The following is a 25,640-nucleotide window of genomic DNA, read 5'->3' as shown; positions in this document are numbered from 1 at the left end:
ACACGAAAATATATGTATTACTCACTTATTTCGGCATAAAAAGAGAGTGTACAGAAAATGGTTATTTTCTGTACACTCTCATCTTTAATAATATATTTTAAATGTTATTAACAAAACTAATTTAATAAGAGTCAAGCATAGTTTACATATGTATTATGTTTGAAACATATCTCTAATTACTTTTTACTAATATCATTTAAAATGTCTCGCAATTCTTCAATTTCTTTGTTATTTAATTCTTCATTTTTCGCAAAATTCAGCACTAAACTTTTCATGTCCCCTCCATACAGTTTATTAAGAAAGGTTTTAGCAGTTTTCATTTTAATATCGTCTTCTTTAATATTTGATGAGTAAAAATAAATATTCTCTGATTTGTATCGTTTTATAATCTCTTTTTTATATAGTCTTGTGATTAATGTTCTAATCGTTTTATCGCTAACTTCTTTATATTTTTGAATTTCAACTACAATTTCATTAGCTGATACTGATTTTTTACCCCATATTATATTCATAACATCCCATTCAGCCATAGATATTTCAACTTGCTTATTGGCCATTTAAAACACCCATTTCTTTTAATATTTTTTCACTGATTAATTCAGCATTTTTCCCAGATGGCTTTCCATCTGATAAATGTGTAGCAAAATAATACTTATCATGATTTGTAATTACGTAACCTACAAACCACCCATTATTATACTTCCCGTTTACTATACCTGTACCTGTTTTCCCATACAGTTCATACTTTTCATTTTTCTTAATCAATAATGAAGAAGATAATTGATTCTTTGCTTTTTTACTAAAATGGTTATTTTGTTCCATCATATTTTTAAAAACTATTACTTGTTCAAGATTAGATATTTTCAAACTATCTTCCATCCAATAGCTTTTATAACTTCCCAAATTTTTATTACCATAATTTAATTGCTTGAGTTGAGTCGCAGTATAGTTCTTTGGTATTTGATCGCTAATACGTTCGAAGTACCAATTAACTGAATTTTGCATTGCTGTATTTAAATCTTGTTCCTTATTCCAAGCATCAAAAGGGTAATGCTTATGATTCCATGACATACGTGAATTTTCATCATTTATAATATGTCGGTCAAGTCCAAACATAGCTAAATAAATTTTATAAGTTGAATTAGGAGAATACCTTTTTCTACTTTCTTTTTCGTTATAAATATAGTATTTGTCTTTCTTCATGCTGTACATGACGAAAGATCCACTATTTGAACCAAAAATTTTACTTTTATCTAAAATTTGGTAATCGTTGTGTAAGGGCTTTTTATAATTATAATCAGTTATGGATTGCCCCATCAAAAACTGGCTTTGAATTACCATGAGCAAAAAAGTAAAAATACAAATAAAAATTAGAATTAATTTGGACTGTTTTTTCAGATTGGCTTCTTTTATATTAATTAATCTTCTTTTGAGTAATGACTTTTTACCATTAAATGAATGGCTTAATATATTTTTATTAAAAAATGGAACATTTAATACGGAGTCCATAATAGATTCCGCATAAGTTTTAAATTCATTTTTGTTAATATTATTAAGGACAAATCTATCGGCTTCTACTTCATTGTCATGAATTATCTTTCTTTTTACAATATGTACTAATGGATTGTAACTCATAATAATAGAGAAGATATTAAAGATAATTAAATGTAAAGTATCTCTATTTTTAGCATGAGCATATTCATGCAATATTATATATTTTAGTCTTTTGTCAATTACACTTTTAAAATATGAACTAGGAATCAAAATAATATATTTCCCATACCAAAAAGTTATTGGAGATTGAATAGTCTCTGCTTTTCGAATCACAATATTTTTTTTATATTGATGGTTGAAAAGTATCGTATCTATTTTATTTTTTTCATTTTCGTTTAGATAAAGTGACTGTTTCTTTAAATATTTAAGATATAATAAGGCTTTCAAAAATTTAAAACTTAAAATAATAACTAAAACTATCCAAATAACTGTGCAGATATTATCAATTGAATCCCAATTAAACTTATGGATATCTGTTGCGAACTCTTGAATAGGTTTGGTGGTATTTATGTTATGGTTCAAGTCGTGTGACTTACTTTCAACTGTGGGCGCTTGATTATTCACATTATTAAATTTAAAAAGAGAGAATTTAATAGGAATGAAAGGAATTAATCCTGCAAGAAGAGTTAGATACCAAACTTTATAATTTAACATATAATTAAAATAGCGTTTTAATATGTACCTAAAAAATAATAACAATAGAAATATAAAACAAAAGCTTACTATGCTCATTATTAATAACTTAGCCATTTCAACACCTTCTTTCAAATATTTATAATAAACTATTGACACCGATATTACAATTGTAATATTATTGATTTATAAAAATTACAACTGTAATATCGGAGGGTTTATTTTGAAAAAGTTAATATTTTTAATTGTAATTGCTTTAGTTTTAAGTGCATGTAATTCAAACAGTTCACATGCCAAAGAGTTAAATGATTTAGAAAAAAAATATAATGCTCATATTGGTGTTTATGCTTTAGATACTAAAAGTGGTAAGGAAGTAAAATTTAATTCAGATAAGAGATTTGCCTATGCTTCAACTTCAAAAGCGATAAATAGTGCTATTTTGTTAGAACAAGTACCTTATAATAAGTTAAATAAAAAAGTACATATTAACAAAGATGATATAGTTGCTTATTCTCCTATTTTAGAAAAATATGTAGGAAAAGATATCACTTTAAAAGCACTTATTGAGGCTTCAATGACATATAGTGATAATACAGCAAACAATAAAATTATAAAAGAAATCGGTGGAATCAAAAAAGTTAAACAACGTCTAAAAGAACTAGGAGATAAAGTAACAAATCCAGTTAGATATGAGATAGAATTAAATTACTATTCACCAAAGAGCAAAAAAGATACTTCAACACCTGCTGCTTTCGGTAAGACTTTAAATAAACTTATCGCAAATGGAAAATTAAGCAAAGAAAACAAAAAATTCTTACTTGATTTAATGTTAAATAATAAAAGCGGAGATACTTTAATTAAAGACGGTGTTCCAAAAGACTATAAGGTTGCTGATAAAAGTGGTCAAGCAATAACATATGCTTCTAGAAATGATGTTGCTTTTGTTTATCCTAAGGGCCAATCTGAACCTATTGTTTTAGTCATTTTTACGAATAAAGACAATAAAAGTGATAAGCCAAATGATAAGTTGATAAGTGAAACCGCCAAGAGTGTAATGAAGGAATTTTAATATTCTAAATGCATAATAAATACTGATAACATCTTATATTTTGTATTATATTTTGTATTATCGTTGACATGTATAATTTTGATATCAAAAACTGATTTTCCCTCTATTATTTTCGAGATTTATTTTCTTAATTCTCTTTAACAAACTAGAAATATTGTATATACAAAAAATTATAAATAATAGATGAATAGTTTAATTATAGGTGTTCATCAATCGAAAAAGCAACGTATCTTATTTAAAGTGCGTTGCTTTTTTCTCATTTATAAGGTTAAATAATTCTCATATATCAAGCAAAGTGACATAAGAGGTTTTTCTTGGATATTTAAGTCTATAAACTTGTGTTATAATCAATGTATCATAATTCTCGAAAATTATGAGTTTTCAGACGATGAGAGACGCGCTTATTTGCATCGAGAATTAGATTTCGTTAATAAGTACCCATAAAACGATTAAAAGAGGTGGTATTTAAATGGCTAAAATTGGTTATGCACGTGTATCAACACAAGATCAAAGTCTTGATGGACAGATTGATACACTTGAGGAATATGGTTGTGAACGTATCTTCAGAGAGAAAGCGAGTGGTCGCAAAACGAAAAGAACGGAACTTGATAAGTGTTTGGATTATTTACGAGAAGGAGATATTCTAGTTATCTATAAACTAGATCGTCTTGGACGTACAACGAAACAATTAATTGAGTTATCTCAATGGTTCGATGAAAACAGCATTGATTTACATATTATTGATATGAATGTATCGACCAAAGATGCAATGGGTAAAATGTTCTTTACCATGATGAGTGCATTTGCTGAACTTGAAGCTAACTTATTAAGTGAACGTACGAAAAAAGGATTAGAAGCAGCACGAGCAAGAGGGCGAAAAGGCGGGAGGCCTTCATTACCTGACCATAAGAAAAGAGAAATTAAGTTTCTATACGATGAACAAAAACTTACAGGAGAAGAAATTGCTAAGCAAACTGGTGTAAGTCGTTCAACGGTATACAGAATAATAAAAAATAATTAGTTTAAACAACTGGTAACGTGAAGAAATAATAAAAACTTTAATAAATTCTCTTTTTTAGAAGAACAAGAATTTATTTTATTTAATTCTGATTTCTGTTTAAACCATAAAATCAAAAATACATGTAGAAATTATGGCTTTAATCCTAATATGATTTTTAAAACCACTCAATGGAGCTTCACAGAAGAAATATTATTAAATAATCTAGGGATATGTATATTACCCGAAGGAATACTAGACTTATTAGATAATAATTTACAAGTCATCGATATTAATAAACCTTCCATGAAATGGGAACTTACTATTATTTGGAGAAAAGATATTATAGTTGATTCTTTAACAAAAAATTGGATTAAATTTCTCCAAGAAAAATTCTTAATTAACTATTAAATATAAAAGCATTTGAGAAATTTATAGCTATATAAAAAAAGGATATTTTATATTTATACACTCTCGCTCTATAATTAGAACGTAAAACATTATAGAAACGGGAGTTTTTTATGGAAAATTATAAATTTCCTAGTGATAGTAAAATTGTCAGTACGGACCAAGTATTAATTAATGATTTAAACAATTATAATACACTATTTGGGGGGGTGTTAATGAAAAAAATTGATAATAACGCCACACTATCAGCTAGAAGACATGCAAGAGTTAAAGAATGTGTTACAGCTTCTACAGATTCAGTAGAATTTTTATATCCAATCACCCAATCTGATTCAGTTTGTATAGAATCTTATGTAGTTTATACAGGAGAAAAATCTATGGAAATATTTTGTAAAGTCATTTCAGAAGATATGATTACTGCAGAAAGAAAAATTGCTGCTGTAGCTTTTCTTACTTTTGTAGCTTTGGATGAAAAGAAAAAACCAATTAAAATACCCAAAATCTCTCCTCAGTCCAAAGAAGAAAAATTATTATTTATGGATGGCGAAGCAAGAGCTAAAATGCGAAAAATTAAAAGATCACAAACTAAAAATATAATTGACTCTCTTGATATCAATAAGCCATGGGAATTGGAGTAGTGATAAAATGATTAATGAAATGGAAGAATTAAACCAAATTAAGTTAGATTTGAAAAAACTAAGAAACGAATTTCCTAGTATGTATGAAAAGTTAGAATATATAGCTAGTTTGACAAGACAATTAAGTATCCATTATAAATATTTAGGAGCACTTATGTTTTCAGATAACCGTGAAAATATTCAAAATGAGAGACCAATTTTAATAAGAGAATCTGTTTTAAAATTATATGAACAAGAAGTAGCAAAAGTTAAAAAAGATAGTGATTTTGTGTTTTTTAAAGATATGATGTTAAAATTCCAAAATGTGGACTACTCACAAATATTTCTTATCATTTTAGGTGCTGAACCTGGTTTTGTATTTAATAATACAATTATTAAATAATAAGTTCATTAAGAATGCTTAGATTAACAAATTATAAAAATTTAAAAATCACTTGACTAAATAAAACTATATTTTAGCTAATAAAAGAGCCACTCTGATTTAGATTGGCTCTTTTATTAGCTTTTATAACTTAACGAGAATTTTTGCTTGTGATTTATCGTTTACAAGTTGTTTAAATCCTGACTCCACAATATCATCTAACTCTATCTCATCAGTAACGACATCTTTAACTTTTAAATTACCTTCGTTAATTAAATCTATTGTTTGTTGAAATGTAGTAGGTGTATAAGCAATTGTCGAAGTGAGCTTTACACCTGTATTTGTTAATTGCATTGGATTCCATTCAATAGGATGACCAAATATAGACACTATAACGACAGTACCTCTTGCTTTAGTAACGTCTATAGCAGATTTAAGTGTTGGCGCTACACCAGCTACCTCAAATGCTACATCAACGCCATTATCAGTGTATTTACTAATAATATCACTTGGGTTTGATTCACCAGAATTTATCGTATGAGTAGCACCTACTGATTTAGCTTTATTAAGTCGCTCTTCCGATAAATCGAAAACAAATATTTTGCTAGCACCAGCTGCTTTGGCTGCTATAGTTGTTAATAAACCGATTGGCCCTGCTCCAAAAATAGCAACAGTATCGCCAAATAGAACTTCGCCTTCTTTAATTGCTTGAACTGCAACAGCCGTCGGTTCTACAAGGGCGCCTTCTTTATCAGAAACATTATCTGGTAATTTATAAACATTCTCTTCTGGGGCGTTTGTAAATTCTGCAAATCCACCATCAGAACCTAAGCCTATAAATGAATAACCATCATAAAGGTCAATATTTTCTTCTTTTTCACGATTTGAAACTGTAGGATTAATAACAACACGATCGCCTTTGTTAAATTTTGTAACCTTAGAACCAATATCATCTACTACGCCTGCAAATTCGTGGCCTAATGTAACGGGCGCTTTTTGGCCAAGGAACGGGTCTGGTTTGTCTGTTGAAATAAATATAGGGCCTTCTAAGTATTCATGTAGATCTGTACCACAAATGCCAGCCCAAGACACTTTAACTTTAACCTCATTATCTTGTAACTCTTTAGATTTTCGATCTTCAACTCGTACATCCTTTTGACCATACCAAACTGCTGCTTTCATTGATAAAACCTCCTTGTTTTAGTTAATTTAATAGTATGCCTTTTAAAAATTACTTTCAAGTAAACTAACCTTTTAATATAGTGTTTCTAAATTATTATATGATTAGAGTGTACCCTAATCATGTAAAATATTGAATTAGTTTACTATTTCAACATTTTATTACGAATATCTTGTTTATCATTTTCATTTAATTCTGCTAAACAATGATAAAGATACTCGAAATGTAGCAATAATATTACTGCATTTTGTTTTGTTCCATACTGATTATCATAACCATGCATAATAGAATGTCTATTAATTTCATTCATCCTTTTTTCACCAAATTCAAAATTTCGTTTTAATTTAAATTTATAATATTCTTTGATTTTGACGTAATCAGCATCAACATAATAATCATGCTTAGATTTGTACTTGTTTATCGTTTCCTCAATTACAATATTAAAGAGTCGATAATTAGTTCTTCCTTTATAATTCACTGAATTGAATATCATACCTTCTAATCTTGCTAATAATGCAGGTATTATAAGATAATAATATTCATGCTTATATCCATCTAAAATCTCTTTTAATATAGTAATATCTTCTTGAGGTAGTTTGTAAGTGGTTACTTGGCTTTTTAAATGATTAAAATGAATTTCATCAAAATACCTTGTCATTATCAAATTAATATTTTCTTTAGTTACCTCCTGATGATTTGAATTCATTTCAACATAATTAATAACTTCATTTATATCTACATAATCTATTGGCGGATAATCATAGTTAATAAAAATTGAATTTACTGTAGTTGTATTATCAATAAAACTATCTAAAGCATCTTTAAATTCATCTAAGTTAGGTATACTTTTAGCTAAAACTTCTATTGATTCAGATATTTTCTTACTGTATTTAGAATTTATATCTTTTATTGCTTCGGATATTTTCTTGCTAAATATAGAATTTATATCTTCTATATTTTTATGCATTCTATTAAAATTTAATTTATCTAGTATGATATGTTTACTAAAATTATTCTTCATTTTAATTTCCCTTCTTAATTTACATAATGACCGTTATCGTTAACTTTTTTATTTTAAATTATTGTTTATCAATATTTATAAAAGCTATAGAATCAGTATTTATAAATAAGAAATCGCCGCCATCCGGAATTTTTATAGAAATGCTATTTGTTTTATCTTTGACTACTCCTTCTATATCTTCAATGAGCCTATTATAAGCATTTTCACCTAATACACTTTTTATAATCGCATATTGCTGGTCACTATAATTTAACACCTATTGTTATTCTTTCTTCTTCATATGTACTCACAGCTTACCTACCTCCAATTTTGGATTTTTTTAATATAGTATACTCTTCTGCTAATTTAATCACTTTGCATTCCTACCAATTATGATGTTATAATGCACTTAACAAAGTTATTAAGCATAATACACCAATCCCCTCACTATCGGAAGTAGTGAGGGGATTTTTTAGGTGTTGGCTAAAGGTCGCCTATTTTTTCTTATCGTTGCGATTGCGTAGCCAATGCGCAAATAACGCTACGATACAACCACTCGCTGCCGTGGTCGTGATGTGAACAAAGTTATCAAGCATAATTACACCTCCTCTCTACGTCAACTTGACGCCTGAGAGATAGGCGACTCTATAATTATATCATCTGTAAACATGTAAGCATATATACTTCCGATAAGTTGAACTATGTTAATTAAAACTCCAAACTAATAATACAAATTGCTAATATAAAAAGTTTGAAAATCATAATTATAATTTAATATTTAATTACAAATCTCGTTTTTAGATTTGAAAATTTCGAATTAAGTTATTTAAAATTAACGTTAATAAAAAATATCAAGATTGAAAAGATACAAAAAATTGCTATAAAAAGGAATCTTTTGGGATTCCTCCGGGATTCTAAAGATTCCCATCCCCTATAAATACCTTTACAACAGCTTTTATAGAAAATCGTGAACAGTTTCATAATGCCAGTTAATGACACTTTACTTTTTCGATTTATTTTTGTCCTTAATTTACTATAAGTGTTGTCATAGTAGTATTTATGGAACTTAAAATTAAGTATTCAAAACCCTAGCTATGCTAGGTGCCATGTAAATGGCATTGTTCACCCTTATCCTGTTGTCTAGGAATCCCAAAAGATTCCCCTACACTTTAATGGTTCATAAACATAAGTTAGTTTGTACCTTTAAGTTCTATTTTATTAAGTTATTTATGTCACTGAAATCAAAATAAGTGTATGCAAATATGACACTAATCAAAAATATTAAAGGGAGTTTAAAACAATAATATATAAGCAACCAAAATGATGGTTGCTATAATTACTTAGTGCTAAAATTCTTAATTTCTTTATAAAAATGGATTCCCATATTTCTCACAATAATTATAAAAACCATGCCTGTTTATAAACATCGTTTTTTCAATATTTTCAGGAGCGTCAAATTCAATTAGTTTTAAAACTAATTCAGTAAATTCAAGTGGAGCTGTACCATTTGCAGTAACTGTTTTCCCATCTTTCACTGCTTGCTTTTCTATAAATTTATTCGCCGATGTATAACAATCATAATCACTCCATAAACAAATAGAATTTCCAGTGTGTTTATAATTATTCAAAAATCCATTTTTTGCTAGGTAATCAACAGCACCACATATAGCGCCTACTGGAATCCCTTTATTAAAAGTTTCTTGGACAAATCTTAAAAGGTCATCACTACTGTTATCCCAAGAATTACCACCAATCATTATCAAAAGATCATAATCTTTAGGTTCAGAACCAATAACGTAATCAACCAAAACTGAAAAACCGCCTAAAGAAACAACTTTTTCTTCAACTGAAATAGTTTTAACTGACCAAGATTCGCTCTGGTTTAAAGTCGAAGATAAATAAGAACCTTCCCAATCTGCAAACTCATCTAACAAAAGAAATAAAGCATTTTTCATAATAAAACTCCTTTTTATTTAAACTTTTGAATTGTTGTTTTATTAAATCCAATTGCATATTCAAGACCCTTTTCGACAGTTCGATTCATACTAATATGAGCTAACCAAATCAATCCAATTTCTAATAAAAAAGCTTAAAGATATTTTAAAATTACTCCACTTGGGATAATAAATTCTTATGTTTTCCTTTATACTTTATTGAAATTATTAAAGAAAAAATTCCAAATAAACATATATGTAATCCACTCGTTGATTGATGCAAATAATACTATTTTCTTGTTTTTACTATGTTGCACAATGTGTGCAACAACACCATATATAGGTACAACATGATGTGCAACAACACTATATATTGGTGCAACAACCTGTGCAACAAAGAAAAAAAGTGATGGCACTGGGTTAATCTTTAAACCCTTGATATGTCTGGCTTCGCCAGACCCACCACAAAAAGTGGTGGCATATATCCCTTATGCTCTTTACTCGTGTGCAACAGCCTGTGCAACATAATATCCCTCATACTTACTTTCGAATTAATTTTGCATCATAAATTTCTATTGATTATATAGTCTTTTTTGGACTAAATAATCAATAAAAGATAATAGTTTTACTAATTAAAAAGACAAAGTCTTTTTAATTTTCGTTTTATAGATTTGACTATTTTCAATTACTTTTTAGCATTATCCTCTAAAATATTCACAGATATTTTAGCTACTATATCGATACATATTACTAATCCAATAAAGTGAAAAACCAATAAAGTGAAAGCAATTATTTGAGGTCTATTAAAATTTTTAAAAGTAAAATTAAGTGTTAATAATACAATATTCAATAAAATTATCAGTGTAGATATTATTATTAAGCGAGGTATCTTTTTTGATAAAAGTAACTTAAGGCGTTTAAAATCATCTTTATAATATGTACAGTTAATTTCCGTAAATAATTTTCCTTATTTTTGGGAATCAACAGTGTATTTTGTGTTGTTAAGTTGGTCGTAGTAGCCCCCAACGTTTCCCAAATTTGTAAAATCTAATCCCAAAACTTAAACAAAAAATAGACCCAATCTAAATAAGATTAGGTCTTCACTTTAATATCTTTGAGTTATTTCTATATAGTATCAAGACAAGAAAAAACAAAAAATCATCTAAATTTAGAACGAAATTCATCAATAGTATCATTTACTAAAGTAATATGATTTTTAAGTAATTTTTTTTATATTTACACTTTGGACATTTGTATTTATAACGCCCAAAATAAGTTCTAGTAACTTTCATCTCTCTCTTATCATCAGGACAATACGGTCCCTTAACATCACATATTTCAACTTCTTCCAAATCTTCAAATTTACATTTTTGTAAATCAAGATTCTTCCAATTTTCGGAAAGAAAATTAAAAAGAACAGTCCAAGTAAAGCCCAAATAATCAGTTTTTACAAACCATTTATTATATGAAGCCATAACTATTCTAGGTATATCATCCTGCAATCTATCTATGTATTTTTTTATAAAAAAACGTATTACTAAAACAAACAAAAATAATACAAACCAATAAAAGTAAAATTTATATTTGATTAAAAAATCAAAACTTATAGATTTCAAACTAAAAAAATATACTGAAAAATTAATGATTAACGTAACTAAAAATGAAATAAATAAATCATATAAAAAAACCTTAAACTTCGAATTCATAAAAACCTCCTTAACTCTTATTTTACTACAATCTATACAACCTTTTTAGTTTTCTCTTAAGAAAAAACTTTATTCCAATTGCTTTATTGACGTTGAGCCTCGGAACCCTTAACAATCCCAAAACTTGTCGAATGGTCGGCTTAATAGCTCACGCTATGCCGACATTCGTCTGCAAGTTTAGTTAAGGGCTCTTCTCAACATAAATGCGGGTTCTACTTTTTATTTTTACTGACCTTAATAGCAAAAAAAGCCATACCAATACAAAACCACATACCTATAATTGACAACCACATAGCAGTCATAAAACCACTCCTTTTCACCAAACTTCATCACAAGACTTATTAAATTATTAAATGCCTTTATTTCGAATTTTAAGGGGTTATTTTAAAGATCTAGGTATAACCCCTATGCTTTTATACCTAAAAGCATACATAAGCTCTTAAAACGCAAATATGAGCAAAATAAATATGTTTTAATTTCACAAACATTTTTTGGTCTAAACCAGTGGCAAATTTTTTAGACATTGCCCAGTTACATGCAAATCTAAAAATTAACATGAAAATTGGGCAACCATGCCGGTTGAACGCTATAGTTCCCGCAGGGGCAAAAAGACATCAAAAAACGTTGCTTTTTAAGCTAGGGTTTATCAAAAAACGCTTTTAAAAAATCGAATTATTAACTTGAAAATATTAGGAATAAATACAAATATCTGAAATACAATGTCTGAAATAATCTCAATAAAAGCTGACTTAGTTCTCTTGTATTTTGTACTCATAAATCAAACTCCTAACCTTTTTTAAGTAATGATTTTGCTTTTTAAAAATTTCAAATTTCAATAACTAAATGTGCTTCTCTTTCTTCCTCACTTGTATAAACATTAACGCTTAGTATTCACTTCTCAAAAGACCATAGATCAATGTGTCTCTATATTCATCTTGCACTAATTTATCTTTTCTCAACATGCCCTCTCGTTTCATACCTAACTTTTCCAACACAATTCCGGAAGCTATATTGTTTGAATCAATGGCTGCCCCTATTCTATTGAGTTTCAGTACTTTAAAGGCATATTTGATGATTGTTTTCGCGATATCCGTCGCAACGCCGTCGCCCCAATAATTTGGATGGACAATAAAGTTAATTTCAGCACTTTGGTTCACTTCATCTATGGCTAATTGTATCGCCCCTATGACTTTATCTGTATCAGGATCAACGAGGACATTGTAAATCCAATTGGATTCTTTATCTAACACCACATTAATGAACTGCTGAGTCTCTTCATAACTTTGAGGACCCCAAGTTTGATACTGAGTCACTTCTGGTAAAGCATATAATTCATTTAAATATCTATATCTGTGTGCTTTAAGTCTCTAGAATAGAACGCCATACGCGCCCTCCTAAAATAGTTTGCTCCTATGTAACCCTTTATTTACTAGCTACATATAATATAAAGGGTGTTCTCTTAATTTAAATGTGAAAGCACGCCACATCTACTGATTAAAGATATTATGTTGTTTCATGTTTTGACGTCGCATATAAAGTGCATGTGTTTCTTCGAATTCAGCTTTAATAGATTGCATTAAATACCCTTGCATCGCTTCAACGGTTTCATTCTTTTGTAGCAGCATCGCTTTAAAACGTTTCAACACACTTACAATTTCAAACTCAACATCTTCTAAACGGTAATACGTATCATGTGCATTATTAAATGATTTTTTACCTTTGAGTAATACACTTTTAATAATCCGAATTTCTCTAATTTCAAATTTACTTAAATAGTCTTGAAGTTGTTGAGGCAATTCTTCGAGGACTTGGAACTTAAGCGCATCATTATTAAATTCGGTTTGTTGATGATTTGTATGATCCGAATGATTATTGTTTATTGGATTGTTGTATGTATCATTCAAGTCATTCGTATCATTATTCTCAGTCTCTATATAATCAGTATTACTTAAGTCAGTATCATTAGAGTCTAAGTTTTGGGATTCTGGGCTCCCATTGTTTGGGATTCTGGGCTCCCATTGTTTGGGATTCTGGACTCCCATTATTTGGGATTCCTTGCTATCACTTGATTCGTCATTGTTTGAAGTGCTATTTTGTATTTCTTTTTCAATATTTATATTTGTTTCAATTTCATGAAGGTATAGTTTGTTTGGTCGATTAAATCCAGTTTTAACTTGTTCTAATAAACCCACTTCTTGTAATTCTTTTTTAATTTTGGTTATTGTATTTTTACTTTTATCTAACACTTCTTGAAGATTTTCATTTGTGAAAATAAAATATATATCTCCATTTTGATCTATCCAATTATTTTTAATAGATAAACTTACTCTATCATTAAGAATTGCATAGGTAACTTTTGCACTATCACTTAACTTTTTATATTTTTCATTGATAAATAATACTTTATGTAGCATATAGAAATTTTGACTGGCCTGATTTTTTATGTTTTTTCTAGACATAATAAAAACCCCTTTCCTATTCAAATTTTGGATAGAGGTAATAAAACATTACAAGAACACATAAATTTTTTGCTTGCACTTTGATGATATAGTTGTATATAATACAGATATCAAAATATTTATAAACGTGCTGCAACGTTTTATTACCAAACCCCGACTATTACCAGTAGTTGGGGTTTTTGTTGTATTAAGGTTATTATAGCACTTTGAATAAGCTTATAAAAGGGAAAATGTAGTGTTGTCAAGGGTTGATAAAGGGTTTGCAAACCCTTGACAACTACCGTCAACCCTTTACAAATACTTGATAAAAGGGTTGACGGTTTTATATTTTCGACTTATCAATCACTTTATTATTAAGCGTGATAAGCTTATAATATGTTATAAAGGGTTGATAAACATTTTATAAAGGGTTGATGATATGAAAAGCGTGAAAATGTTGAGTGAAGAATTAGGGGTTAGTAAGCAAACGATTTTTAATAACATTAAACGATTGAATATAGAGACAATAAAACAGGAAAACACTTCGTTTATTAAAGAAGATACCGATATAGAAAAAATCATTCAAAGAGTAAATGAAAATAAAAAGAAATATGGTTTTGAAAGTGCTACTGAAGACAAACAAAAAAAAGAGTCAGATAATATTAATGTTGAATCCAAAAGTGATACTCAAATAGTAGAAATCCTTAAAAATCAGATTGATACTTTGAATGATCAAATTGAAAAACAAGAAAGTCGTCATGAAACAACAATTGAATTCTACAGAAAAGAGTTGCAGGAAAGATCAAAATTGCTTGAGAATCAGCAAGTTCTGGCATTAGAGAGTAATAAAAAAATTCAAAAGTTAGAGAATCAATTAGAGGAAGAGAGACACCTTAATTATTCCTTTGATACATCTACTAACGATAGACAAAACGTTGATGCACAAGAAGCAACATATACTACTGATTCTGTAAATATTAATCAACACCAGGAAGAAGAAAAAGAAGCAGAGATTCAACATAAGGATATAGATGAAAGTAAAAGCGATGAAAGTACGCGATATGAAGAAACACAACCTAAAAAAGGCTTCTGGAGTCGTTTGTTTGGTGGCTAATAATAGTTTTAAAAGACCATATTCATTAAATAAGCGCTACAAGTCGAATAACTTGTAGCGCTTATTTATATCATCGGAACTTCTGATAATCATCGATTATGTAAAAAATTGACTACTTTGGTCATATGATGTAAACTCCAAATGACCGAAGTAGTCATTTTGAATGAAAAGGAGGCATTTTTATTAACACTATATTTAATAACTTGAAAACGAACAAACAAAAAATGATTATTAACTCATCAATCAAAGAATTTGTGAAAAATGGTTTTGACAAGGCATCTACAAATGAAATTGTTAAAAAAGCGAATATTTCCAAGGGATCATTATTTAATTATTTTAATAGTAAAAAAGACCTCTATATTTATTTAATTAATTATAGTACACAAATTTTAGAGAATATGTATAGAGAAATTGATTTAAGTGAGAAGGATTTATTTAATAGGATTGAGAATATTGGTTTACAAAAATTATATGTTCAACAAAAGCATCCTGAAATATTTGATTTTCTAAAACATTCTATTCAAGAAGAATCATTAGAAGTAAAAGCTATTATTGAGAAAAAAGTTGACCATATATATGAAAATGGACGACAAAAAATATTTGCTAACATCGACTATTCTAAATTTCGTGATGATATTGATATCGAAAAAGCAATTGAAATTCTTAATTGGACAATGTCCGGTTTTGGAGAAAAGGGACTTCAACAAATAAAATCTTTTGAAAATATTTCCGATTTTGGTAATCAGTATCTCAAAGAGTGGCATGATTACGCTCAAATATTAAAGAATAGTTTTTATAAGTAAAAGGAAGTATTAAAAAAAGAAACGAGTACTACAAAAGGGGGCTTCACTATTATGAGGGAAGTTGTGAAAATTACAGGATTACAAAAGAACTTTGGTGATTTCAAGGCTTTAAATGATGTGTCTTTTACAGTTAATAAAGGTGAAGTTTTAGGATTTATTGGTCCTAATGGTGCAGGAAAATCTACTACTTTGCGTACACTATTAGGAGTTATTAAACGAGATGCAGGTGAGGTAGAAATATTCGGAAAAGATGTATGGAAAGAAAGTCTTAAAATTCATAAAAGAATATCTTATGTTCCAGGGGATATTGCATTATGGGGTAATTTGACGGGTGGAGAAATTATCGATTTATTCATGAAATTACATGGTAGTGGAGACACAGAAAAACGAGATGAGTTAATTAAACGTTTTGAACTAGATCCTAAGAAAAAGTCTAAAGGATATTCAAAAGGTAACCGTCAAAAAGTTGGTTTGATTGCAGCATTATCAGTTGATTCCGACTTATACATCTTTGATGAACCGACCTCTGGCCTTGATCCATTAATGGAAGTAACATTTCAAGAAGAAGTTGAAAAAATTAAAGCAACTGGAAAATCTATTTTGCTATCCTCACATATTTTAAGTGAGGTGGAACGTCTAGCAGATAGAGTTGCTATTATTAGACAAGGAGAAATCGTAGAAACTGGAACACTCGATGAATTACGTCATTTAACTCGTTCAACGCTGATGATCGAAACAGAAGAAGATGTAGCTAAATTATCAGAAATACAAGGCGTATTTGATTTTAAACAAAGCAATAATCAAGCGACATTTTCTGCTGATAATAAACACCTTAATTCTATTCTAAGCGAAGCAGTTAAATTGGGTGTTAAAAAACTTGAATCTACACCACCTACACTTGAAGATTTATTTATACGTCATTATGAAGGCTAAATAATGGAAAGGAGGTTGAGTTCATATGCATGAAAAATTTTCTGGTTGGAACACACTGTTTTTGCATTATCTAAAGCTTGATTGGAAAAAAATGATTATATGGATTTTAAGTATTGGTTTGTTTTCAGCAGGATTTGTTCCAGCTTTTAAAGAGATAGCACAAGGGAAAGGGTTAATTGGTATGTTTGAAACATTACAAAACCCTGCAATGATTTCTATGGTAGGTCCCACACCAATTGAGACAGCAACAGATTATACTTTAGGCGCCATGTATGCACATGAAATGTTATTATTTTGTGGACTTTTTGCGATGATAGTCTCTATATTGCATATAATTGGACATACACGTAAGGAAGAAGAATTGGGGCTTACAGAATTAGTACGCTCGTTTCAAATAGGTCGACAAGCAAATTCACTTGCTACAATAATAGAAATAGTGTTAATTAATGGCTTAATAGCGATGTTTATTTCTGCAGTAATGGTGAGTTTTAATGCAGAAACGATTTCTCTTCAAGGTGCCCTGCTTTTTGGAATAACAATTGGAATGGCAGGAGTAATGGGTGCAAGCATTGCTCTCGTTGTCTCTCAAATCATGCCAACCTCATCATCTGCCATTGGATTGTCTCTTGGTATTGTAGGTTTGCTATATATTATCCGTGCTGGCACAGATGTATCCAACATTGAGTTGTCTATTTTTAATCCTCTTGGTTGGACATATCTCACTTACCCTTTTACAGATAATAATTGGCTTCCGATTGCCATTGCTTTTATATTTAGTATCATAGTAGTTATTATTGCATTTATGCTTGAAGGCGCACGCGATATGGGAGATAGCTATATTCCTGAAAAAAAAGGAAAGAGGAATGCCAAAAAGTCATTATTATCTATCCGTGGTTTATTATGCAAAATTAATCAAAGTATTATCATCAGTTGGTTAGTTGCATTTATGGTTATGGGCATTGCTTATGGATCAATTTATGGAGACATGCAGACTTTCTTAGAAAGTAACGAAATGATGAAACAAATGTTTTCTACTTCAAATGTTTCTATTGAAACATCATTTACGAGCACGATTATGGTGGTTATGGTTAGTTTAGTTGCTATATTGCCGATTGTAATTGTTAACAAATTATTTTCAGAAGAAAATAAACTTCATCTTAGCCAAATATACCCTACTAAAGTGACGCGTAGTAGAATATATTGGACTAATATTGGTTTAGCATTTTTTAGTAGCGTATTAGGTGTTTTAGTGGCTTCACTTAGCCTAGGTGTGACAGCAATAAACGTGATGGAAGGTCATGGGGAAATGCAGCTTATTGATTTCCTTGCAGCTGGATATAATTTTTTACCTGCTATATTATTTTTCACTAGTCTTGCTACTCTTGCATTCGGGTGGGCACCCAAACTTGGAAAAATAGCTTATGCTTATCTTGGATATACTTTTGCACTCAATTATTTTGGAGGTACTTTAGACTTACCTGAATGGCTTTCAAAAACAGCTATATTGAATTGGCTCCCACAAATGCCAAAAGAAAATTTTGATATCTTCAGTTTTGTCATTCTATCTATGATTAGCATTGTATTTATAATTTTAGGCTATATTGGATATAAAAAACGAGATTTAATTGGGTGAAATTAAGGTTCGTTATTAAGATGAAATTTGATTATGTAAATAAGAGGCTAATCACTATATAAAATGATTAGCCTCTTTATATAACCTATTTCTTATAAATGCAAAGAGATAAATGATATTAATTAGAATAATAAGATAAATTCAAATTAATTGTTAATTATGATTTACTTTCTTTTTGGGTGGCCATAAAAAATATGAAATACAAATGATTAAGTCAATAATAATGACAATTGTCCAAACATGAATAACATTATCTATAGCTTCTGTACGACTTTTATCATTAATTAAAAAAACAATCAAATGCAAAATACCTGTTCCTATAATGTAAGAAAGTAAATGTTTCAACCAACTTTTAGCATAGTTTTTAGCGTAAGCTAACCCTACAGCTTTATAAGGTTTAGATCCTTGTTTCATCACATAATATCTAAATCTATCATCTGCCCAATTTATCATGCTTTTCCCAAAGACAAGAGATACTGAAATATAGACCGCAGCTATAGCATGAGGGATTTCAGCTGTTGCTCCATTCATGAGGTCTATACTTGTTGTTATAAGTATTATTAAATCTATAACTGGTGTAAGTGCTAGGAATAGTAGACCTAGTGTTTTTTGTTTTAAGATATATCTTGTTACCAACCCGAGTAATATAACAACCCAAAAGGCTACTTCACAAAAAATAATGAGCCATACTATAAAGTTCATGGGTTACCCTCCTTTATTGCGTTAGCCTAGTTATTTCTTCATCTACAATTGATTGAATATCTTCATTTGAAGTTTGATTTGGATTAAGTAATTTATGAAGAGCTAAACCATCAATTAATGCGTGTAATTTCATAGAATGAAGGTGGATGTTTAAATTATCTTTCAATAAATGATCATTGCTTAATAAAGTTAAAACACTATGACATAATTGGTCTAACCCATCGTCAAGCGTACTTTGACCATACTCATGTATGTCATAGCGAAACGCCATCCAAACTTCCATATCAGCTAATCTTTCTTGATCTAATGGTAATACTGTTAGCAAGCTTACTTTTGCTTTGTCAATTGCATTAAGGTCTTCGGATGTAAATATTACTTCAATTTTCCTTCTTACTTTTAGTTCTATTGCAGACATAACAGCATTTAGTAACTCTGAATGATTCGGAAAATAGTATCTAATTTGTCCAGGCGTCATCTTAGCTAGTTTCGCAATTTGTCTTACAGTAGATCCTTTGGCACCATTTTCTACAATTGAATCAAAAGCATATTGAATTATTTGTTTTTTCTTTTCTTTGTGATTAATTATTTTTGGCATATTTAAAGTTTAACATTTTTTAATACGACTGTGTTAAATAAAAATAGTGGGCTCAATTTGTATTTTTAGAGCCTACCTTTGTTAAACATTTAAAGATTCTTGTAAAAAAACCAATAAAATGTTATATTAACATTACTATTTTATCGATGAAGGAGGATTAAAATGACAGCTTCTATGAGACTCAAATAAACCTTTTTGAATACAAAATTAAATTAATTCAAAAAGGCTTGTCCGCAATACACACTCATAGGATGACTTATGTCATTTTTTATCCTTCGATAGGAATAATAAACGCTTTCAAATACTAAAACATCGTAATAATTCTTTAAGTGTTTGAAAGTGTAATGTGAATGAGACGGGAGTAGCCTGTCTCATTTTTTGCGTACACGTCCTTTAAATATACAAGGAGTGTATAAATATGGAACAATATACAATTAAATTTAACCAAATCAATCATAAATTGACAGATTTACGATCACTTAACATCGGTCATCTTTATGCTTACCAATTTGAAAAAATAGCACTTATTGGGGGTAATGGTACTGGCAAAACCACATTACTAAATATGATTGCTCAAAAAACAAAACCAGAATCTGGAACAGTTGAAACGGATGGCGAAATTCAATATTTTGAACAGCTTAACATGGATGTGGAAAATGATTTTAACACGTTAGACGGTAGTTTAATGAGTGAACTCCATATACCTATGCATACAATCGACAGTATGAGTGGTGGTGAAAAAGCAAAATATAAATTAGCTAATGTCATATCAAATTATAGTCCGATATTACTTTTAGATGAACCTACAAATCACTTGGATAAAATTGGTAAAGATTATCTGAATAATATTTTAAAATATTACTATGGTACTTTAATTATAGTAAGTCATGATAGAGCACTTATAGACCAAATTGCTGACACAATTTGGGATATACAAGAAGATGGCACAATAAGAGTGTTTAAAGGTAATTACACACAGTATCAAAATCAATATGAACAAGAACAGTTAGAACAACAACGTCAATATGAACAGTATATAAGTGAAAAACAAAGATTGTCCCAAGCCAGTAAAGCTAAACGAAATCAAGCGCAACAAATGGCACAAGCATCATCAAAACAAAAAAATAAAAGTATAGCACCAGATCGTTTAAGTGCATCAAAACAAAAAGGCACGGTTGAGAAGGCTGCTCAAAAACAAGCTAAGCATATTGAAAAAAGAATGGAACATTTGGAAGAAGTTGAAAAACCACAAAGTTATCATGAATTCAATTTTCCACAAAATAAAATTTATGATATCCATAATAATTATCCAATCATTGCACAAAATCTAACATTGGTTAAAGGAAGTCAAAAACTGCTAACACAAGTACGTTTCCAAATACCATATGGCAAAAATATAGCACTCGTAGGTGCAAATGGTGTAGGTAAGACAACTTTACTTGAAGCTATTTACCACCAAATAGAGGGAATTGATTGTTCTCCTAAAGTGCAAATGGCATACTATCGTCAACTTGCTTATGAAGACATGCGTGACGTTTCATTATTGCAATATTTAATGGATGAAACGGATTCATCAGAATCATTCAGTAGAGCTATTTTAAATAACTTGGGTTTAAATGAAGCACTTGAGCGTTCTTGTAATGTTTTGAGTGGTGGGGAAAGAACGAAATTATCGTTAGCAGTATTATTTTCAACGAAAGCGAATATGTTAATTTTGGATGAACCAACTAATTTTTTAGATATTAAAACATTAGAAGCATTAGAAATGTTTATGAATAAATATCCTGGAATCATTTTGTTTACATCACATGATACAAGGTTTGTTAAACATGTATCAGATAAAAAATGGGAATTAACAGGACAATCTATTCATGATATAACTTAAAAACTATACACTAATTTATATTAAATATTTCTTTAAAGTATTATAATAAAGTAAATAACAATAGTAACATAACCGATGATTTATAAATTTTTTGTGATTTAAAAGTGTATAATTTTAATGTCTTCGGTATAAAAACAACGTGTTCATAACGCTCAGGAACTGCAATCATTAATAAACAACCATTCCCAGCACTATCAATTAAGAAGTATTATTATTTATAATATTAGAACATAAATTACTTTCATACACTATATCCCGAAGTCTTGAAGATTAGGTTCATTTATATCAATATAAAAAATACGTTCACAAGAAAAATATAATAGAAATAAGGAGCCAATAAAATGACTCGACATAATGAAATTATTAAATGTGCAGAAAAATATCAATTACACATCCAACCTCAAACAATCTCATTGAATGAATCGGGACTTGATTTCCAAGTTGCATTTGGAAAAGATAAACATGGAGTAGAATGGGTTTTGAGACTACCAAGAAGACCTGACGTTTATAAACGAACAAAACCCGAAAAACAAACGGTAGACTTCTTACAGAAGAATGTTTCATTTGAAATACCGAAGTGGAAAGTACATGCAAAAGACCTTATTGCTTACCCAAAACTTACAGGTAAACCCGCAGCCACAATAGATCCAGAAATACAAAATTATGTATGGGAAATTGAACACAAACCATTACCAGAAAACTTTATTAACACATTAGCTGAAACACTCGTAGATTTACACAACATACCAGAAGAAAACATTAACGTTCAGCATATAAATATCAAAACCATACAAGAAATAAAAAATGACTTTCAAAGAAGAATGAATAAAGTTAAAGAAACTTATGGCGTATCAGATGAATTATGGAACAGATGGAAACAATGGTTAGAAAACGACGAACTATGGCCTCGACATGCGACCATGATACATGGGGACTTACATCCAGGACATATAATGGTAGATAACCAAGCAAACGTCACAGGTCTCATAGACTGGACTGAAGCAACCCACTCCGACCCATCAATGGACTTTATAGGACACCATCGTGTATTCGACGACGAAGGATTAGAGCAACTTATAACAGCATACGGTAAAGCTGGAGGTGAAATATGGCCACGAATGAAAGAGCATATAATAGAACTCAATGCAGTATTCCCAATGTTTATCGCTGAGTTTGCTATGGAATCAGGAGAATCGGCGTATGAAACGATGGCATTGAAAGAGTTAGGTATGAAAGAGTAGAACTTATATTAAAAGAGGCCCCTTTTAAAGACGAAGGCAATCCTGATGAAATTTTAAAACGGCGTTTAATTAGTGATGGTCTTTGGTTTTCTATAATGTATTGAATATCTCGACATGGAACAAATGCAACAAATGGAAAGAATCGTTTTCGAAATTTCTAACTCCTTAAATCAGGAGGATAAATAAACGGTCATTTTCATTGAAAGCACTTATATAAATTTCATCAATTTTAATACCTACCGTAAATACATTTCATAAGTATTAAACAGATGATTAAAATTTTTAGTTAATTTAAATATTTATGATAGAGAGGGCCTTAAAATGAACAATAATAAGCACCAAAAATATGAGTATCTAGCGGATGATCCAAATTTTAAAACATTACCCATTATATTGTCGCTAATTATTGGAGCTTTTTTTGCTATATTAAATGAAACATTATTAAATATTGCCCTTACATCTTTGATGAAAGAATTCGATATCACTTTACCAACTGTACAATGGATGACGACAGGGTTTATGTTGATTATGGGAATCGTAGCACCGATTTCTGCGTTGTTGTTGCAGTGGTTTACTACAAGACAGTTATTTTTAAGTACTATGACCATTTTTACTCTTGGAACAGTAATTTGTGCGGCGGCACCAGCCTTTCCTATACTTCTTATTGGACGGTTCATTCAAGCAATCGGGACCGGGATGCTTTTGCCTATTATATTCAATGTATTTTTGCTGATTTACCCCCCCTTTAAACGTGGAAAAATCATGGGAATCGTTGGGTTTGTTATCATGTTTGCGCCAACTATTGGCCCAACGCTATCTGGAGTGATTGTTGAATATCTAGGTTGGCGTTCTTTATTTATTATGGTAATCCCATTTTCAATATTCTCAATTGCATTTGCGTCTAAGTTTTTAATTAATGTATCAGAAGTTACTAAACCTAAAATCGATTATTTATCATTAGTTTTTTCAACTATAGGTTTTGGGGCTGTTATATATGGCTTTAGTAGCGCTGGAAAAAGTGAATCAGGGTTTTTAAGTATCAATGTATTAATTCCAATAATTGTTGGAATCATTGGAATTGTCTTATTTTCAATAAGACAATTAAATTTAAAAGAACCTCTAATAGATTTAAGAGTATTTAAATATCCTATGTATACACACGCTATTTTAATGTTTTTAATAATCATCATGACGATGTTTGCTTCAGAAATAATTTTACCTATCTATATGCAAGGACCATTGGCTTTAACTGCAGCTACTGCGGGGTTAATTTTACTGCCGGGCAGTTTACTTAATGGGGCAATGTCGCCGTTTATGGGATATCTATTTGATAAATTTGGCCCGCGTGTTTTGATGATTCCTGCATCAATTGTGCTAAGTGGGGCAATGTATGTGATGAGTAGATTGAATGTGGATACGCCTTTGTGGATCGTTATTCTTAGTTATATCTTGTTGATGCTATCTGTTTCAGCAATTATGATGCCTGCTGAAACCAATGGGTTAAATCAACTTCCAAAACATTTATATCCACATGGGACTGCAGTGATGACAACTTTACAACCAGTTGCTGGAGCAATTGGTGTTGCAGTATTTGTTAGTATTATGAATGCAAGACAGCTTCAATTTTTACAAAATTCAGGGAAACCACAAGATCCTGACACAATAAATCAGGCAATGGTTGCAGGAGTTGAACTCGTTTATTTTATTAGCTTTTCTATATCCATTATTGCCGTTATCTTATCGTTTATTGTTTACCGAGCGACGCCGAAAAAAACAGATTAATTATTTAACAAATAATTATACATTTTAAAAGTATGACTTAACAATAAGACATAGAAATTCAACAAGAAAAAATGAAATTAAAAACGATCCTTATTAAGATGGAATTTGTTTTTGAAACGATTAAGAGGCACCTTGGTTGACCAAGGTGCCTCTTTGATATGAATTCTAATAATAATCATCTATGTAAACGATACCAAGAATGTCATTTATTAAACCCTCAATAAATTATTAGTGAGCAGAGTTATTGTTATTTTAAATATGTATTATTACACTGTGTGTAATGGGCATATAAGGGGGATAGTCATGGTTAACTCTGATAAAAAAGAAATAGAAATAAGCAAAACAAATGAAACACGATCTAATGAAATATCGAAAATGATTGAAGAGGGTGGTTTGGGCGCTGACCAGTATTACACTATAGACAAACAGCAACCCAATCAAAAAATTTTAATAGAAAATATTGATCAATTCAAAGACGAAATAAGTCAAAAAGATAATGACGATTTAATTGATCTATTAATACTAAATGCTCAGGAAAACATCAACTCAAAAGGTAACCATGCTTTGATTATTATAAAAAAAGAACTGCTTAGCCGAATGTAATAAAAATGAAATTAAAAAAACTGAGACACCTAAATCTTTAGGTGTCTTTGTTGTTCTAATAATAAGGAGAAAAAATTTATGAAAGTAAAAGACCAACAACCCTATATCTTAGATAATGAGCAAGGCTCAAGAGAAGAAGTTGAAGTACGCGAGCAAAGAATTAAAGAATTAGAAGAAGATGATGAGCAAGAAGATAAAAATCAAAATAATAAAATTATTATTTTTACAACTATACTGATATTTATTTTAACCATAATTTTATCTGTTATTATACAGACGAATAAAAAATAGATAAAATCTTTAAAGTTAAAAACGTTCGTTTTTGACACAAAACCTCTTAACTTAATATTAAGAGTGTTACTTTACTTGATATATGAGAATGATTTTACCTAGTAAATGAGAAAAGCAATGTCCTATATTAAAGTACATTG

At 29.7% G+C, this 25,640-nt stretch carries 26 protein-coding genes and 2 pseudogenes; 14 read left to right on the top strand and 14 right to left on the bottom strand.

Translation table 11 applies throughout. The annotated features are described in order from the left end of the window. Nucleotides 1–176: 176 nt before the first annotated feature. Both blaI and blaR1 read right to left on the bottom strand, forming a co-directional pair. Nucleotides 177–557: a penicillinase repressor BlaI gene (blaI, locus tag J5E45_RS14180; protein ID WP_001284656.1), complete on the bottom strand. Its 381-nt coding sequence runs from the start codon at nucleotides 555–557 to the stop codon at nucleotides 177–179. Beyond that, nucleotides 547–2,304, bottom strand: coding sequence for a beta-lactam sensor/signal transducer BlaR1 (blaR1, locus tag J5E45_RS14175; RefSeq protein WP_001096374.1), 1,758 nt, complete (start codon nucleotides 2,302–2,304; stop codon nucleotides 547–549). Before blaR1 ends, blaI begins: the two co-directional genes overlap by 11 nt. Before the next feature lie 106 nt (nucleotides 2,305–2,410). On the opposite strand from blaR1, the gene J5E45_RS14170 reads away from it, so the two are divergent. The 5 genes and pseudogenes from J5E45_RS14170 (at nucleotide 2,411) to J5E45_RS14150 (ending at nucleotide 5,681) form a co-directional block, all read left to right on the top strand. After that, nucleotides 2,411–3,256: a BlaZ family penicillin-hydrolyzing class A beta-lactamase PC1 gene (locus J5E45_RS14170; RefSeq protein ID WP_000733283.1), complete on the top strand. Its 846-nt coding sequence runs from the start codon at nucleotides 2,411–2,413 to the stop codon at nucleotides 3,254–3,256. Between the two features lie 469 nt (nucleotides 3,257–3,725). After that, nucleotides 3,726–4,277 carry a recombinase family protein gene (locus tag J5E45_RS14165; RefSeq protein WP_002512562.1) on the top strand — a complete coding sequence of 184 codons (552 nt, stop codon included), beginning with the start codon at nucleotides 3,726–3,728 and terminating at the stop codon, nucleotides 4,275–4,277. A gap of 24 nt (nucleotides 4,278–4,301) precedes the next feature. Next, nucleotides 4,302–4,664 (top strand): annotated as a pseudogene (locus J5E45_RS14160) (LysR substrate-binding domain-containing protein); the annotation flags it as partial. Between the two features lie 110 nt (nucleotides 4,665–4,774). Then, nucleotides 4,775–5,299, top strand: coding sequence for an acyl-CoA thioesterase (locus J5E45_RS14155; protein WP_002508681.1), 525 nt, complete (start codon nucleotides 4,775–4,777; stop codon nucleotides 5,297–5,299). 7 nt (nucleotides 5,300–5,306) lie between these two features. Then, on the top strand, nucleotides 5,307–5,681 hold the full coding sequence (locus J5E45_RS14150; RefSeq protein WP_002508680.1) for a hypothetical protein: 375 nt from the start codon (nucleotides 5,307–5,309) through the stop codon (nucleotides 5,679–5,681). A 123-nt stretch (nucleotides 5,682–5,804) separates the two neighbouring features. Here the strand turns inward: J5E45_RS14150 and J5E45_RS14145 are convergent, their stop codons facing one another. The 10 genes and pseudogenes from J5E45_RS14145 to J5E45_RS14100 form a co-directional block, all read right to left on the bottom strand. Further along, on the bottom strand, nucleotides 5,805–6,842 hold the full coding sequence (locus J5E45_RS14145) for a 2,3-butanediol dehydrogenase (RefSeq protein ID WP_107377004.1): 1,038 nt from the start codon (nucleotides 6,840–6,842) through the stop codon (nucleotides 5,805–5,807). A gap of 143 nt (nucleotides 6,843–6,985) precedes the next feature. Next, on the bottom strand, nucleotides 6,986–7,861 hold the full coding sequence (locus J5E45_RS14140; RefSeq protein WP_107377005.1) for a hypothetical protein: 876 nt from the start codon (nucleotides 7,859–7,861) through the stop codon (nucleotides 6,986–6,988). 58 nt (nucleotides 7,862–7,919) lie between these two features. Further along, on the bottom strand, nucleotides 7,920–8,117 hold the full coding sequence (locus J5E45_RS14135; RefSeq protein WP_071561892.1) for a hypothetical protein: 198 nt from the start codon (nucleotides 8,115–8,117) through the stop codon (nucleotides 7,920–7,922). Nucleotides 8,118–8,334: 217 nt separating this feature from the next. Beyond that, nucleotides 8,335–8,436, bottom strand: a complete 102-nt coding sequence (locus J5E45_RS14130) for a type I toxin-antitoxin system Fst family toxin (protein WP_002495781.1) — start codon at nucleotides 8,434–8,436, stop codon at nucleotides 8,335–8,337. A gap of 768 nt (nucleotides 8,437–9,204) precedes the next feature. After that, nucleotides 9,205–9,795 carry a type 1 glutamine amidotransferase family protein gene (locus J5E45_RS14125; RefSeq protein WP_107517807.1) on the bottom strand — a complete coding sequence of 197 codons (591 nt, stop codon included), beginning with the start codon at nucleotides 9,793–9,795 and terminating at the stop codon, nucleotides 9,205–9,207. Nucleotides 9,796–9,809: 14 nt separating this feature from the next. Next, nucleotides 9,810–9,923, bottom strand: a pseudogene (locus J5E45_RS14120) (DUF4260 family protein); the annotation flags it as partial. A gap of 60 nt (nucleotides 9,924–9,983) precedes the next feature. Then, nucleotides 9,984–10,190 (bottom strand): hypothetical protein, encoded by a 207-nt coding sequence (locus tag J5E45_RS14115; protein ID WP_069813475.1) that lies wholly within the window; start codon nucleotides 10,188–10,190, stop codon nucleotides 9,984–9,986. 783 nt (nucleotides 10,191–10,973) lie between these two features. Further along, nucleotides 10,974–11,480 (bottom strand): hypothetical protein, encoded by a 507-nt coding sequence (locus tag J5E45_RS14110; RefSeq protein WP_208182374.1) that lies wholly within the window; start codon nucleotides 11,478–11,480, stop codon nucleotides 10,974–10,976. A gap of 884 nt (nucleotides 11,481–12,364) precedes the next feature. Beyond that, the gene (locus tag J5E45_RS14105; RefSeq protein ID WP_236593617.1) at nucleotides 12,365–12,793 is read right to left on the bottom strand and encodes a GNAT family N-acetyltransferase; all 429 of its coding nucleotides are present in this window, start codon (nucleotides 12,791–12,793) and stop codon (nucleotides 12,365–12,367) included. 174 nt (nucleotides 12,794–12,967) lie between these two features. Beyond that, nucleotides 12,968–13,939: a replication initiator protein A gene (locus J5E45_RS14100; RefSeq protein WP_115076075.1), complete on the bottom strand. Its 972-nt coding sequence runs from the start codon at nucleotides 13,937–13,939 to the stop codon at nucleotides 12,968–12,970. 418 nt (nucleotides 13,940–14,357) lie between these two features. Between J5E45_RS14100 and J5E45_RS14095 the strand changes: the two genes are divergently transcribed. From J5E45_RS14095 to J5E45_RS14080, 4 genes are all read left to right on the top strand, one after another. Further along, nucleotides 14,358–15,032 (top strand): DUF536 domain-containing protein, encoded by a 675-nt coding sequence (locus J5E45_RS14095; RefSeq protein ID WP_115076074.1) that lies wholly within the window; start codon nucleotides 14,358–14,360, stop codon nucleotides 15,030–15,032. Between the two features lie 224 nt (nucleotides 15,033–15,256). Continuing rightward, a complete protein-coding gene (locus tag J5E45_RS14090) occupies nucleotides 15,257–15,835 on the top strand; it encodes a TetR/AcrR family transcriptional regulator (protein WP_237282938.1) in 579 nt (192 codons plus the stop codon). A 51-nt stretch (nucleotides 15,836–15,886) separates the two neighbouring features. Further along, nucleotides 15,887–16,768, top strand: a complete 882-nt coding sequence (locus tag J5E45_RS14085) for an ABC transporter ATP-binding protein (RefSeq protein ID WP_056935283.1) — start codon at nucleotides 15,887–15,889, stop codon at nucleotides 16,766–16,768. Between the two features lie 25 nt (nucleotides 16,769–16,793). Continuing rightward, nucleotides 16,794–18,401: an ABC transporter permease gene (locus J5E45_RS14080; protein ID WP_069819293.1), complete on the top strand. Its 1,608-nt coding sequence runs from the start codon at nucleotides 16,794–16,796 to the stop codon at nucleotides 18,399–18,401. 153 nt (nucleotides 18,402–18,554) lie between these two features. On the opposite strand, the gene J5E45_RS14075 is transcribed toward J5E45_RS14080, so the two are convergent. Next, nucleotides 18,555–19,103 (bottom strand): hypothetical protein, encoded by a 549-nt coding sequence (locus J5E45_RS14075; protein WP_069819292.1) that lies wholly within the window; start codon nucleotides 19,101–19,103, stop codon nucleotides 18,555–18,557. 13 nt (nucleotides 19,104–19,116) lie between these two features. Then, nucleotides 19,117–19,698 carry a TetR/AcrR family transcriptional regulator gene (locus tag J5E45_RS14070; protein WP_107517820.1) on the bottom strand — a complete coding sequence of 194 codons (582 nt, stop codon included), beginning with the start codon at nucleotides 19,696–19,698 and terminating at the stop codon, nucleotides 19,117–19,119. A gap of 418 nt (nucleotides 19,699–20,116) precedes the next feature. On the opposite strand from J5E45_RS14070, the gene msr(A) reads away from it, so the two are divergent. The 5 genes from msr(A) (at nucleotide 20,117) to J5E45_RS14045 (ending at nucleotide 25,500) form a co-directional block, all read left to right on the top strand. After that, nucleotides 20,117–21,583 carry an ABC-F type ribosomal protection protein Msr(A) gene (gene msr(A), locus J5E45_RS14065; RefSeq protein WP_069820940.1) on the top strand — a complete coding sequence of 489 codons (1,467 nt, stop codon included), beginning with the start codon at nucleotides 20,117–20,119 and terminating at the stop codon, nucleotides 21,581–21,583. Between the two features lie 341 nt (nucleotides 21,584–21,924). Next, nucleotides 21,925–22,824, top strand: coding sequence for an Mph(C) family macrolide 2'-phosphotransferase (locus J5E45_RS14060; RefSeq protein ID WP_000196697.1), 900 nt, complete (start codon nucleotides 21,925–21,927; stop codon nucleotides 22,822–22,824). A 321-nt stretch (nucleotides 22,825–23,145) separates the two neighbouring features. After that, nucleotides 23,146–24,606, top strand: coding sequence for an MDR family MFS transporter (locus J5E45_RS14055; protein WP_069828349.1), 1,461 nt, complete (start codon nucleotides 23,146–23,148; stop codon nucleotides 24,604–24,606). Nucleotides 24,607–24,909: 303 nt separating this feature from the next. Then, a complete protein-coding gene (locus J5E45_RS14050) occupies nucleotides 24,910–25,209 on the top strand; it encodes a hypothetical protein (protein WP_002508712.1) in 300 nt (99 codons plus the stop codon). Nucleotides 25,210–25,287: 78 nt separating this feature from the next. Next, entirely contained in the window at nucleotides 25,288–25,500 is a 213-nt protein-coding gene (locus J5E45_RS14045) for a hypothetical protein (RefSeq protein WP_069820938.1), read from the top strand. The last annotated feature ends 140 nt before the right edge of the window (nucleotides 25,501–25,640 follow it).

Source organism: Staphylococcus shinii, from assembly GCF_017583065.1.
Classification (GTDB): Bacteria; Bacillota; Bacilli; order Staphylococcales; family Staphylococcaceae; genus Staphylococcus; species Staphylococcus shinii.
Note: the sequence above shows the minus strand (reverse complement) of the source record. Positions and strands in the feature narration are given on the sequence as shown.

What these genes read in the sequence shown, in the direction of transcription:
- blaI (WP_001284656.1), bottom strand. Translation starts at nt 557, where the DNA reads ATGGCCAATAAGCAAGTTGAAATATCTATGGCTGAATGGGATGTTATG.
- blaR1 (WP_001096374.1), bottom strand. Translation starts at nt 2,304, where the DNA reads ATGGCTAAGTTATTAATAATGAGCATAGTAAGCTTTTGTTTTATATTT.
- J5E45_RS14165 (WP_002512562.1), top strand. Translation starts at nt 3,726, where the DNA reads ATGGCTAAAATTGGTTATGCACGTGTATCAACACAAGATCAAAGTCTT.
- J5E45_RS14155 (WP_002508681.1), top strand. Translation starts at nt 4,775, where the DNA reads ATGGAAAATTATAAATTTCCTAGTGATAGTAAAATTGTCAGTACGGAC.
- J5E45_RS14150 (WP_002508680.1), top strand. Translation starts at nt 5,307, where the DNA reads ATGATTAATGAAATGGAAGAATTAAACCAAATTAAGTTAGATTTGAAA.
- J5E45_RS14145 (WP_107377004.1), bottom strand. Translation starts at nt 6,842, where the DNA reads ATGAAAGCAGCAGTTTGGTATGGTCAAAAGGATGTACGAGTTGAAGAT.
- J5E45_RS14140 (WP_107377005.1), bottom strand. Translation starts at nt 7,861, where the DNA reads ATGAAGAATAATTTTAGTAAACATATCATACTAGATAAATTAAATTTT.
- J5E45_RS14130 (WP_002495781.1), bottom strand. Translation starts at nt 8,436, where the DNA reads ATGCTTGATAACTTTGTTCACATCACGACCACGGCAGCGAGTGGTTGT.
- J5E45_RS14125 (WP_107517807.1), bottom strand. Translation starts at nt 9,795, where the DNA reads ATGAAAAATGCTTTATTTCTTTTGTTAGATGAGTTTGCAGATTGGGAA.
- J5E45_RS14110 (WP_208182374.1), bottom strand. Translation starts at nt 11,480, where the DNA reads ATGAATTCGAAGTTTAAGGTTTTTTTATATGATTTATTTATTTCATTT.
- J5E45_RS14100 (WP_115076075.1), bottom strand. Translation starts at nt 13,939, where the DNA reads ATGTCTAGAAAAAACATAAAAAATCAGGCCAGTCAAAATTTCTATATG.
- J5E45_RS14095 (WP_115076074.1), top strand. Translation starts at nt 14,358, where the DNA reads ATGAAAAGCGTGAAAATGTTGAGTGAAGAATTAGGGGTTAGTAAGCAA.
- J5E45_RS14090 (WP_237282938.1), top strand. Translation starts at nt 15,257, where the DNA reads ATGATTATTAACTCATCAATCAAAGAATTTGTGAAAAATGGTTTTGAC.
- J5E45_RS14085 (WP_056935283.1), top strand. Translation starts at nt 15,887, where the DNA reads ATGAGGGAAGTTGTGAAAATTACAGGATTACAAAAGAACTTTGGTGAT.
- J5E45_RS14080 (WP_069819293.1), top strand. Translation starts at nt 16,794, where the DNA reads ATGCATGAAAAATTTTCTGGTTGGAACACACTGTTTTTGCATTATCTA.
- J5E45_RS14075 (WP_069819292.1), bottom strand. Translation starts at nt 19,103, where the DNA reads ATGAACTTTATAGTATGGCTCATTATTTTTTGTGAAGTAGCCTTTTGG.
- J5E45_RS14070 (WP_107517820.1), bottom strand. Translation starts at nt 19,698, where the DNA reads ATGCCAAAAATAATTAATCACAAAGAAAAGAAAAAACAAATAATTCAA.
- J5E45_RS14060 (WP_000196697.1), top strand. Translation starts at nt 21,925, where the DNA reads ATGACTCGACATAATGAAATTATTAAATGTGCAGAAAAATATCAATTA.
- J5E45_RS14055 (WP_069828349.1), top strand. Translation starts at nt 23,146, where the DNA reads ATGAACAATAATAAGCACCAAAAATATGAGTATCTAGCGGATGATCCA.
- J5E45_RS14050 (WP_002508712.1), top strand. Translation starts at nt 24,910, where the DNA reads ATGGTTAACTCTGATAAAAAAGAAATAGAAATAAGCAAAACAAATGAA.
- J5E45_RS14045 (WP_069820938.1), top strand. Translation starts at nt 25,288, where the DNA reads ATGAAAGTAAAAGACCAACAACCCTATATCTTAGATAATGAGCAAGGC.